Source organism: Chitinophaga rhizosphaerae (genome assembly GCF_003958645.1).
Classification (GTDB): domain Bacteria; phylum Bacteroidota; class Bacteroidia; order Chitinophagales; family Chitinophagaceae; genus Chitinophaga; species Chitinophaga rhizosphaerae.
Map to the genome: position 1 here is coordinate 10,588 of NZ_RXLO01000011.1, position 11,942 is coordinate 22,529.

The 11,942-nt window shown below is 57.6% G+C and carries 8 protein-coding genes; 5 read left to right on the forward strand and 3 right to left on the reverse strand.

Annotated features, from left to right (window positions below):
• The first annotated feature begins 311 nt into the window (after window positions 1-311).
• Complete coding sequence (locus tag EJ361_RS21455) at window positions 312-2,237, forward strand: PAS domain-containing sensor histidine kinase (RefSeq protein WP_126248177.1); 1,926 nt, start codon at window positions 312-314, stop codon at window positions 2,235-2,237.
• Here the strand turns inward: EJ361_RS21455 and EJ361_RS21460 are convergent.
• On the reverse strand, window positions 2,234-5,500 hold the full coding sequence (locus EJ361_RS21460; RefSeq protein WP_126248179.1) for a caspase family protein: 3,267 nt from the start codon (window positions 5,498-5,500) through the stop codon (window positions 2,234-2,236). The two genes, EJ361_RS21455 and EJ361_RS21460, sit on opposite strands and share 4 nt — an antisense overlap.
• Window positions 5,501-5,739: 239 nt before the next feature.
• Here EJ361_RS21460 and EJ361_RS21465 point away from each other — a divergent pair, with 239 nt between their 5' ends.
• Both EJ361_RS21465 and EJ361_RS21470 read left to right on the forward strand, forming a co-directional pair.
• Window positions 5,740-8,442, forward strand: a complete 2,703-nt coding sequence (locus tag EJ361_RS21465) for a GH116 family glycosyl hydrolase (protein ID WP_126248181.1) — start codon at window positions 5,740-5,742, stop codon at window positions 8,440-8,442.
• Between the two features lie 56 nt (window positions 8,443-8,498).
• The gene (locus tag EJ361_RS21470; RefSeq protein ID WP_126248183.1) at window positions 8,499-8,876 is read left to right on the forward strand and encodes a YidH family protein; all 378 of its coding nucleotides are present in this window, start codon (window positions 8,499-8,501) and stop codon (window positions 8,874-8,876) included.
• Here EJ361_RS21470 and EJ361_RS25685 read toward each other — a convergent pair.
• Window positions 8,873-9,592: a GAF domain-containing protein gene (locus tag EJ361_RS25685; protein WP_164714355.1), complete on the reverse strand. Its 720-nt coding sequence runs from the start codon at window positions 9,590-9,592 to the stop codon at window positions 8,873-8,875. The genes EJ361_RS21470 and EJ361_RS25685 overlap by 4 nt on opposite strands.
• A gap of 117 nt (window positions 9,593-9,709) precedes the next feature.
• Between EJ361_RS25685 and EJ361_RS21480 the strand changes: the two genes are divergently transcribed.
• Both EJ361_RS21480 and EJ361_RS21485 read left to right on the forward strand, forming a co-directional pair.
• Window positions 9,710-10,543, forward strand: coding sequence for an AraC family transcriptional regulator (locus tag EJ361_RS21480; RefSeq protein WP_126248188.1), 834 nt, complete (start codon window positions 9,710-9,712; stop codon window positions 10,541-10,543).
• Between the two features lie 68 nt (window positions 10,544-10,611).
• Entirely contained in the window at window positions 10,612-11,019 is a 408-nt protein-coding gene (locus tag EJ361_RS21485; protein ID WP_126248190.1) for a DinB family protein, read from the forward strand.
• A 56-nt stretch (window positions 11,020-11,075) separates the two neighbouring features.
• Here the strand turns inward: EJ361_RS21485 and EJ361_RS21490 are convergent, their stop codons facing one another.
• Window positions 11,076-11,942, reverse strand: a complete 867-nt coding sequence (locus EJ361_RS21490; RefSeq protein WP_126248193.1) for a fumarylacetoacetate hydrolase family protein — start codon at window positions 11,940-11,942, stop codon at window positions 11,076-11,078.

Sequence of the window (11,942 nt, forward strand, 5' to 3'; positions counted from 1 at the left end):
TTCATTATCAAGTTATAGGATCACAAATTTAGACGATAGGATAACTCCTTCGGATGGCATTCCCATGAGTTAATTTTGCGACTTTCTTTATTGCATTGACTTTGTTCCGGTTTGGTTGGACGCCACGAGACCTCCGCATCAAGTCCACCTCAAGTACAGGCCGGTCTTCCTTCCCGAACGATCACCAACGCCATACCACGCGGTCTAGACCCCAGCTCGCCTTCGTCTGTAAACCCACTTCCTTCCCGTAATCAGCTATCCATCCCCCAAAAATTCATTACCTTCCCCCCACACCGCACCCATATCAAACCATGCCCTCACAAAACAACAATACCACCAATCACCAGATCATCAACAGCATCCCCACCGCTGCGTACCTCACCGATCATAACGGTTTCATCCTCCATTACAACCCCGCCGCCGCCAAACTCTGGGGCCACGAACCCCCCATCGGAAAAACCCGATACTGCGGCGCCCACAAAGCCTTCCAGCTCGACGGCCACACCCCCATAGACCCGGAATCCTTTCCCATGGCCATATGCCTCAGCACCGGCAAGCCCGTCCAGGGAGAAGAAATCATCATCGAACGGCCAGACGGCACCCGGTCATACATCCTCCCCAATCCCAAACCCCTCTTCAATGAGGACGGAGGCCTGGCCGGAGGCATCAATTTGATCACCGACCTCACCGCCCAACGCCTCCAGAACGAAAGCCTCACACACCTGGCCGCCATCGTGGAGTCGTCAGACGATGCGATTATCTCCAAAACCCTCCAGGGCATCATCACCTCCTGGAACAAATCCGCCGAACGCATCTTCGGGTACAAAGCCGATGAAATGATCGGGAAACATATCTCCACGCTCATCCCGGCCGACCGGCAAGACGAAGAGCCCGCCATCCTCCGCCAACTCGCCGCCGGTAAAAGGGTCGACCACTTCGAAACGGAACGCGTCACCAGCGACGGCCGCATCATCAATATATCCCTCACCATTTCCCCCATCCGCGACGCCTCCGGCACCATCATCGGCGCCTCCAAGATCGCGCGGGACATCACCAGCCAGAAACGCGGCGAACTGCTCCTCCGCCTCGGCGAAGAACGCTTCCGCATGGCTGTTTCCGCCACCAAACTCGGCGTCTGGGAAGTAGACCTCCGCACCGGGCTCGTCACCTGCTCAGACGAATGCCGCGTCATCCTCGGGCTCGATATCGGCTCCGTGGCCGACCTCCAAACCCTGGAAGCCCTCCTGCACCCCGTCGGCAACACCCGCGCCCTCCTGCAACTCAAAGCCCTCGTGGAAAAGAACGCCGGGGGAGAATATGACGCGGTGCACCGCATCGTCCGCCCGGCAGATCATGAGCACCGTTGGGTAAGGGTCCGCGGCGCATACTTCCATGGGCGCGATGGCCGCCCGGAACGCCTCCTCGGCACTTTGCTCGACATCACCCCCGAAAAAGAAGCCGAATTGCACCTGGAACGCACCGTGCAGCAACGCACCGTAGAACTCATCAAAACCAACGAACGCCTGGGCAAATCCAACCGCGACCTGGAAGAATTCGCCTACATCGCCTCACACGACCTCCAGGAGCCCCTCCGCAAGATCCAGACCTTCATCGATATGATCCGGGAAAACCCGGGCGACGGGCAGGCGTTCGACAAATACTTCGACAAGATCTCCGACTCGGCCCGCCGCATGTCTACCCTCATCCGCGATGTCCTGAACTATTCCCGCCTCTCCAACGCCGAAGGCAAACCCGCGGAAACGGACCTCAACGAAGTACTGAGTGATGTGCTGTCGGACTTCGAAAGCACCATCACCGAAAAGAAAGCAACCGTATTACTGGAGAATTTGCCGGTCATCGTAGGCGAACCCACGCAATTGCGACAGCTGTTCGCCAATTTGCTGGGTAATGCATTGAAATTCTCGACGGAAATACCTCAAATAAGGATACAAAGCCAACCTATCGCCCCCACGGAAGCGGCGATCCGGTTCAATCTGCCCGAAAACAGGCCTTATGCGCAAATTTCAGTGGAAGACAACGGGATCGGGATCGAAGAACAATACGTCGACAAGATATTCGCCATTTTCAAACGGCTGCACAACCGCCAGCAATACCCGGGCACGGGCATCGGGCTCGCGATCTGCAAGAAAATCGTGGAAAACCATCAGGGGCACATCTTCGCGCGGCGCCGCCCGGAAGGTGGGACCGCCATGGAAGTGGTATTGCCGCTGATCTAGTCCATCATCTCTTTCAAAATTTTAATACTGCTGTTGTAATCGAAATAATTGAGGTGGTGCGCGCCCGTCTCGATCGATTCGGCCACATACGCGGCCGGCACGGTCTGGATACTCTCGACGCTCACGGCGATATCGTTGGGCGTGTTCCAATACAACATCTTTCCCACCGCCAGTTCGATCTTCTCCATCAGCCCCGTATCTTCCGCTTCCAGCTTGTATTTGGCCGAATCGCCGGCCAGGATGTAGTAACGGGTGGCGATGGGCGGTTTCGGCCCCTTGTTGAGCGCCACCAGGAAATCCGACCCCACGTCCATCTGGCCAAGGGTATTGGTGATGAAGCCCGCCGCCGATAAGCCTTTATTAACGATCTCCAGGAATGGCCCCCAGGCGCCGAGGAACTGTTTCCCATAATTGCAGGCCAGCGTCAGCACGCGGTTGGTCCACTTGCGGACGTCTTCGATGTTCCCGAAAGCCGATCCCGCATTGGGCGTGCCGGCCATTATGAGCCGCTTCACCAGCTTGTCGCCACCCAATTCCTCGATCATATATCGGCTGATCAGCCCGCCCATGGAGTGCGACAGGATGTCGATCGGCTTGTTGGCGGAAACGCCGCTTTCCTGCAGGCGGTCCAGCAGTTTGGCGGCGATATCTTCAAGGTCGGTATTGAGGTTTTCGTAATCGAAGGTGAGGATGCAGTCGTATTTTTTGTCGGTAAGGAGGGAAGACAGGTTGGCGGACAGGGATTTCGTGTTGCCGATAATCCCGTGGATGACGAGCAATATCCGGTCAGATTGTGCCACTTTCTCCGCGACTTTATTTTTAACGTATTCCGGTTCGCCGTCCGGGAATAGCAGGTAGCGGAGTTTGAAGATTTCCTTGTCGCGCCGGAAAACGACTTTCAGCAAACAGAACCACAGCGCGCGCACGGGGCTTTTACCGGCGGCGCGCCGCTCGTCCGGCTCCCCGGGCGCATGATGCACGTACATCCGGTGGTTTCCCGAAGCATCGGGCTCCAGGAACCCCAGCGGCACCACGATCCCGTTTTGCATCGTAAGGGCCACCACCGCCTCGTTTTCCCCGATCGGCTGGCGGACGCGGATTTCCAGCGGTGCGTCTTTCAGCGAAGCCTCGTTTGCCAGTTGCGTCAATTCCACGACGGTGTTGACGGGAGCGCCCCGCGTAGGCGGCGCCACCGGTAATAAAGTGAACGCGTCGGCATCGAACAGCGATTGCAATTCCTGCGCGGGATTCAGTCCTTTCGCGCCGGTATGCGTGGGCGTTACGGTCACATCCGCCCCGAATCCCGACGTCGACGTGATGGAAATAAGACCATTGTCGAATTGCTTTCCCTTTTCGATGCGCTGGCCGTTGCGGACGATGCGGATGCGCAGGGTTTGCGTATCCCAATCCTTCCTGAAATGTTTTTTATTGCTGTCGCCGAGCCCGCGCGATTTCACGGTGTCCAGCGTCACCATTTCCCGTTTCAGTTCCTGCGATTCCTCCACGAAATAATCCGAAAACGGGAAAAGCGCGTACACGAGCTGGAAGATTTCGGTTTCTTCGTTCACATCGTCTTCTGTGAGCATGAAAGTGATGAAATCGTTCAGGGGATTGCATTTCAACGCAATTGCCTTGCCGTTCCGCAACACGCTCGCATCCGTGTCCGGCGATTGTTTGTCGATGGAAAAAGCAGGAGAGAGGTGATAGAGCGCCACGTGGTATTCCACCTGCGAAGTGTTGGCCAGCCGGATGCGGAAAGGGATTTCGGGACGGGATTCCGTAATGTCGACCGTGATTTCCTGGCCAGTGCAGGATTCCCAGTTCCCGTCTTCATCCATCAGCTGCACGTTCAGCTCGATATTCTTTTTCGGGATGGCCGTCTGCGGATTGTGCATGCTTTCCAGCGCGCGCCATTTCCCGATCTGCGCCAGGGCCTTGCCGATATAGTGACAGTGTTCGGCCTCGACGCCCACCACGCCATGCACGAGGTTGCCGGTGTGTTTGTCGAGGATTTTAATTTGACTGTCCGATGTATCCAGCCGGTAATCGAAATATTGTCCGGCATCGGTATGGAAATATATTGCGGGGTCTTTCGGCAGCAGCGCTTTCACGGCTTCCGCCGCATCTCCGGAAATAAATATACTGAGGCGCGGGGGCAGGTTGATGATGGACGCGGCATACCGGGCGCCCGCATCCGCGCCTTCCGGCACGCGCAGCACGCAATCGGTCAGTCCCACGCGGATGATCGACGTCGTAAAGTCAGGCGCCTGGCTGCCGGCATTTTTGTACAGCAGCACCTGCGCCCGGGAGAACGCCGTGCTGTCGGCCGGGATCCCGTGCAGCGCGCCGGCGTTCACGACCCATTCGTTTTCCGAGAATCGCGCAATGAGCAATGGGGCAGACGCGTCGCTGTCTGGCCGCCCGAAAAACTGGTCGGGATTGAAGCCGCCGTATGTCTTGAGCTGCGGCGTTTGTGCGTTGGCGTTCTTCCTGATCGCGGCGTACAGGGATTCGTGGAGCTTTGCGTACGACAACCCGCCGGACGATTCCAGCAGCAGCCGCGTCATCCATCCGGAGAAAACGCCTCTCGCCGCCACGTCTTCATACGCCAGCTCGTTACGCCCGCAGGCGGCTAGCAGCAGGTGCCGGGAGCGGGGCACTTCCAGTTTCCCGTTTCGCTGCATCTCCGCGTAACTCACGCCACCGGCATGCAGGTAATCGGATAAACTGCGTGGGATATCGGCATCGTTGGTATATTTCGGAAGCCCGGAATGCTGGAGGGTTTTGAGCGAGCGCGTGGCGGAACCGGAATGGCAGGAATCGAGGATCACGACGGTATGCGCTTTTTCGGGGACGAGGGACAGCAGCAGCGCCAGTTCTTTGTCGGCCAGGTCGAAGTGCCCGGGCAGGCGGCTGTCGTACAACACGAGCGTTTCGTCTTGCCCCTGGCTGTCTTCGTTCAGGGCCAGGAATTCCGGTGCCGAGGGGGCGTGGCTGCCGTGGCCGCTGTAATAAAACAGGACGGTGTCATTGTCGCGGATGGCGGTATTCTTGCAAAGATGCTCCTGGAATGCCGCGATCACCGCGCTACGGGTAGCGCCTTCGTTCAGCAGGATACGCACATGGCCGGGAGGATCGTCCGGAAACCGGTTGCGGAGCAGGTCGTGCATGGCTTTTATATCGTTCAGACAACCGTTCAATCCGGATACGCCGGAATCGGGATGGTAGGCGGAAACGCCGACGAGCAGGGCAAAGACGGACATGCGTTGAGTATTTTGAGGTTACTTCCCGAAATTACTGATTTGATGCGGATGCGGCAATAATATTTCCTGGTGAAATCCGTTGGAGATTTATCGTGCAAACCGGTTTTCGGTTAATGCTTTTTTCACATTTAATAGCGGTAAATTCCGGTTGTTGGGTGTATCCGCACAAGGTTTGCTATTTTGTCATTGATCCGGTCCCACGTTTTTCCCGGAAATAACCAGTTAATCAGCCACCATACATGACCATCCACAGAAGAAATTTCCTGAAGCAAAGCGGACTTGCGGCGGCAGGTCTCCTCACCCTGCGCATCCCGGCGTTGGCGGCCACGCAGAAGCCCTACCAGGGCGTGCTTCAGCCCACCCATAATATCCCGGCCGATAAGTCGATCGATGCGGCCTGGGTCAAAAGTTTGTATGCACGCGGAGAGGCCACCGTATACCGCAAATCCGCCAACGAACTGAGATTTATCGGCATGCCGGCCGGCGGATTGCATGCCGGAACGGTATACCTTGGTGGCGACGGCCGCCTGTGGCTTTGGCAGGTCTACAACGATCCCCGCGAAGGCATAGACCCCAAAACGGTATTGTGGAACGACGGCAAGCAGGAAGTTAAAGTCCGCAACCGGGACGGCGCCAGTTACGTGGAACCCGCCATAGCCGCCAACAAGCGCGTGCTCGACCAGGGTTTTGCCCTGAAAATCGAATCCGGCGGGCAGCAATGGATCCGGGAACTGAAAGAGGACGACTGGCAGGAAGTGACGTTCGAAGCCACGTACCCCGTTGCAGTGGTACGTTTCAAGCACAGCGCGCTGCCGGTGGAAGTGGAAATGTTCGCCGGCGGGGTGTTCGTTCCGCTGGATGCCGACGATTCCGCTTTGCCCGCTACCATATTCGATATCCGTATTAAAAATATTTCAGGGAAGGATGTGAAAGTGACGCTGGCCGGATGGCTGGAAAACGGCGCCCGGAAAATATCCGCCAAAGACGGGGAAGGTGAACGCAGGAACCAGGTCGTAAAAGGCAATGGTTTCGTGACCGTTCAAGGCTCCTTCGCCGCGGCAGACGGCAGCTCCAGCCGCCCCGACGATGGGTATACGGCCATTACGCTCGCCGGGGAAACGGGGTTCGCCAATACCCATGCGGAACCCTGGCCGGTGACGTCCGCTTACTTTTCGACCCGTAGCGAATCGCCCGCCACCAGCGCGCCTTCCGGCATCCTGAACGGCGGCATCGCCACGGAAGCGAAATCCCTCGCGCCGCAAGCCACCGCGTCAAGCCGCTTCATTCTTAGCTGGCATTTCAACCACCCGCTCGAAAAGCTCCGTCCCAAACTGAAAGACACCGAAGGCGGGTTCTTCTACGCCGCGCGCTTCAAAGACGCGGCGGCAGTCGGCAGCTATCTCGCCCAACATCTCGACCGCCTCTGGGGCGCCACTCTGCGCTGGCGCAACACCTGGTATAATAAATCCACACTGCCGCACTGGTTCCTGGAGCGGACTTTCCTCAATATCGGCACCCTCGCCACGGCAAATACGTACCGCTTCGCCAGCGGACGGTTCTGGGCTTGGGAAGGCGTGAACACTTGCGAAGGTACCTGCACGCACGTTTGGCAATACGCCCAGGCCATGGGGCGCATCTTCCCCTCGCTGGAGCGCGACACCCGCCAGCGCACCGATCTCGGCATCGCCATGCAGCCCGACGGCGGCATCATCTTCCGCGCGGAATTCGAAGGCCGACCGGCGATCGACGGGCAGGCGGGCACCATTCTCCGCATCTGGCGCGAGCATTGCATGAGCGCAGACAACAGGTTCCTCACGCAAAACTGGCCCGCTATCCGCAAAGCCACCGAGTTCATGCTGGCGCAAGACAAAAACGGCGACGGCCTCACCGATACGCCCATGGAAAACACCCTGGACGCTGTATGGGAAGGCGAGATCGCCTGGATCGCCGGGCTGTGTATCGCAGCGGCGCGGGCGGCGGAAAAACTGGCGGAAGACGCGGGCGATAAGGCTTTCGCCAAAATTTGCCGGGAATATGCGGACAAGGGCGGCAGGAATATGTCGCAATTGTTCAATGGAGAATATTTCGTTCACCGCCCCGACGCAGCGCATGGCCGCAGCAAACTGGGATCGTACAATACCTGCCATATCGACCAGGTGTATGGCCAGAGCTGGGCGTTCCAGGCGGGGCTTGGGAGGTTGTGGAATAAGGAAGAAACCCTTTCCGCGTTGCGCGCTCTCTGGAAATACAACTTCACGATGGACGTGGGGCCTTACATCAAGACGCACACCGGCGGCCGGCCTTACGCGGTAGCGGGGGAAGGCGGGATGGTCATGAACACCAATCCGAAGAACGAGGAAAATGCCTATGGCGACAACGTCACCTGGCAATTGGGATATTTCCATGAATGCATGTCCGGCTTCGAGCACCAGGTGGCCAGCCACATGATGGCCGAAGGAATGACGGATGAAGCGATGGTGCTCACCCGCGTCATCCACGACCGTCACCATGCCGCACGCCGCAACCCGTTCAACGAGATCGAGTGCAGCGACCACTACGCCCGCGCCATGGCCAGCTACGGCACTTTCATCACCGCCTGCGGCTTCGATTATCACGGGCCGAAAGGAGAGATCCGCTTTGCACCGGTGATCGGCCAGCGTGTTTTCAGCGCGCCGTTTACCACGGCGGAAGGCTGGGGCACCTATTCCCAGGAGAACCAATCCGGCGGTAGCCGCACATGCGAACTGGAACTGGCGTACGGATCGCTCCGGCTCAAAACCTTCAAGACAGGATCGGCTGCCAACTGGAAAAAAGTGGTGGTTCAACTGAACGGGAAAACCCTCAAAGCCACGCTGCGCCAGGCAGACGGAACGTCTACGGTAGAACTGGCGGAGGCGGTGCGCGTGCTGGAAGGACAAAAACTGCACATCCAATTTTCCTAACCGGGCGCCCGCCGTATTTCGTAACTTCATGGTCAGCAACCCATTAATTATCGACTATGGAACCTAAGAAATACGGCGGGCCAACCGATCACCTGGCCAACGAGCGCACTTTCCTCGCTTGGGTGCGCACGGCTATCGGCATTATGGCGTTCGGCTTCGTGGTGGTGAAATTCTCGCTGTTCGTCAAACAGCTGTCGCTCATGCTGGGCAAGGAATATGTGATCAAATCACATGGATTGTCGGCCGTAGCGGGCATCACGCTCGTGGGAGTGGGCGCCGCCACCGTCATTTTCTCGTATTTCCGTTACAGGAATATCGAAAAGCAACTGAACGAGGGTTCCTATGGCCATTCTTCGGGCCTCCTCACTACACTGACCGGTTTTATCTTCGTGGTCAGCATTTTACTGATCGTGTATTTGCTGGAAAGCGTTTAGGGCAGCCGTGCTTCGAGGCAGCGCCCCAGGTCGGTGGCGATCTGCTGGTGCTCCCGGATGTTCCATTGCCAGTGGGGCTTGCTGGAATGCGTGCTCAGCATGCCGATGAACCGGTTGCCTGTCATCACCGGCGTGGAAATCACCGAGCGGTAGCCGGCACGGGCCGCCACGTCCCAATGCGGGGAATAGCTCTGCAGCTGCGATACATCGGGGATCACGACGGGCTGGCCCGTACGCAGCGCATCTCCGCAGGCGGAGCGGTCGCTGGCCGTCACCACGTTGAAATGCGCCAGGAAATCCCGCCGGAAGCCGCGCTGGGTAACGATGGAAAGAGAACGGTAAGAAGGATTGAAAAGCTGGATGTTCCCGAAATCCGCCCCATCCGCCGAAATGGCTTTTTCCAGGTAATATCCCAGCTCCGGACAGTCGTTGTTCAGGCTGTTGACTTTGTCTGTTTCCGCCTCGTCGATGGCCACACCCGCCGATTCGCTGAGCAGCGTGCTGCTTTCACTGTCGGTATGCACCCATTGATCGTTTTTCTTTTTGAGCTGGACGGGCGGCATAACCGGCATGCCGGTGTTTCCAGGGAGGCGGACATTGTCGAGCGAATAGCAGTGCTGTAGCGTGTTCCAGGTTACATCGGCGGCAAGTAACAGTTCGGCCGGGAATCCTTCGAGCGGATATTTGAATTGAATTGCTATATGGTTAAAAAGCATGTACGGGTTTCCGATTTCCTCCAAATTATGCGTATTGCTGCAAATTTCCAAGCCTGCTGACATAGGGTTGTCACTTCCTGCCCCTAAATTTCCACCGGATACATATATCTTCGACTTATGGAAGCAGACATTCGCCTGATGTTCGATTCGCCGGGATGCAGCATCCGGGATTTCCGGTGCCGCTGCACCAGTTGCGGCGTTTCGGGTAAGGAGTACCAGGAGCATTTTTCCATCGCCTACATCCGGAAGGGGAATTTCCGGTTCAACGTGTTCCGCAACGAGCTGGATGCCTACAGCGGATTGTTCCTCTTCTGCAAGCCGGGCTATGAACATACCGTAGGGCATGTCCACGACCTGCCGGATGAGTGTACCATCTTCTCTTTTTCCGCCGCCCATGCCGAATTGCTGGAAAGCCAGGCGCCTGGGCTGAAGGGTTTTTTCCGCAATCCCGACCTGCATTCCATCCTCGTGAAAGCCACGCCCGACATGGAATATCTCCACCACCGCATTCTTGCCCTGCTGGAGCGCCCGCGTTTCCCGCAAATGGAGGCAGAACAGCTGATGGCGGACCTTTTCGGCAGGCTGCTGGCCGGCGCGGATAAAGGCCCGGCGCCGTTCAGCGACCGGGAGAAAAGGCATTACCTGCCGCTGGTGGAGGAAGTGAAAATCCATATCAGCACGCATTTCGATGAAGATCTGAGCCTGAACGCCCTGGCGGCCATGAGCCATATGAGCCCGTATCATTTCAACCGGATGTTCCGGCAAATGACCCATACCACGCCTTACCGCTACCTGCTCAATGTCCGCCTCCAGGAAGCGGCGTGGCAACTGCGGCATACCGCGCGGCCGGTGACGGAGATCGCGTTTGCCACGGGGTTTCACAGTCTCGAGCATTTTTCAGCCGCTTTCCGGAAAGTGTATGGCAAACCGCCGTCGGGCGCACGGGCGTAAAAACCGCAATTTTCCTTAAATGCCGCCGCGGCCGCTACGATAGCTTTGCCGTATCAAACATTCAATTTATGAAAGCGCATTTGAAGAAAACACTGGAAAACGCCCGCATGTACACTCTCGCCGTCGCTGAAGCCATGCCCGAAGAAGGATACGGTTTCAAGCCGACCGACAGCGTGTGGACGTTCAACGAATTGCTTCACCATATCGGCTACGGCATGTATTGGTGGGAAGAAAATTACATCCGCGGGCAGGCCGCCGATTGGGCGCCCACGCCCGTAACCTACGGCAAGCAGGCCGTTACGAAGTACCTGGAGCAGGCGTTCGCCCATCTGGATAAAAGCGTGGCGGCGGCGAAAGAAAAGGAACTGCCGCTGGAGGGGTTCTTTGCCACGCTCGACCATATTACGCACCACCGTGGACAGGCCGCCGTGTACCTGCGGTGCAAAGGCATCACCCCGCCGGAGTACATGTACTGACCGGCAGGTGATTTGGTTTTTTTGTTTGATGCAAAGCCGCGGGATCGCGGCTTTGCTTATTGTGTTCGGCGTAAGGTCTGCACTTCGTTGATGAGCGTTCCGATGTGATCGATGCTGATCTCTACACGGTCGTTGTCGCGCAGGGTGAAATTGTTGTCGGGCACGAGGCAGGTGCCGGTCATGAGGAAGCAGCCTTCGGGGAAGGCGCATCCGCGGAAGAGGAATTCCACCAGTTCGCCGTGCCCGCGTTTCATCTGGCTGATGGCGATGCTGTCGTTGTACTGAATTTCCCCGTCCCGGAAGATCGACATGCTGATCATGGTATCCGCAGGAATGGGCTTTTCCGGAACGAGCAGGCAGGGGCCCAGGCCGGCGCATTTTTCGTACACTTTCGCCTGGGGCAGGTATAGCGGGTTTTCCCCTTCGATGCTGCGCGAGCTCATGTCGTTCCCGATCGTATAGCCTTCGATGGTACCCTGTGCCGATACGAACAGCGTCAGTTCCGGCTCGGGCACGTCCCACTTGGAGTCGGGCCGGATGTATACCACTTCGCGGTGGCCGGAAACGCGGTGCGGCGTGGCTTTGAAAAACAGTTCGGGCCTTTCCGCCGCGTATACTTTATCGTAGAAAGTGGCGCCTCCCGCATTTTCCGATTCTTCCATCCGTGCGGTGCGGCTTCTGTAATAAGTAACGCCGGCGGCCCAGACTTCCTGCGTGCCGATGGGCGCCTGCAAACCTGTAGCGATGGCCATTTCGGCGGTATGCGGGTCCAAAGGCCCCATATCCGGCAGTTCGGAAACAATGGTTGCGTACAGGCCTTTCCGGTTCACGAATTCGTTCCAGCCGGCCGATGCCGCATAAAAGCGGCCATTGTGCTGAACGATGATGCCTTCGGATGTTTTATAGATTCTTGCCAGGTTCAT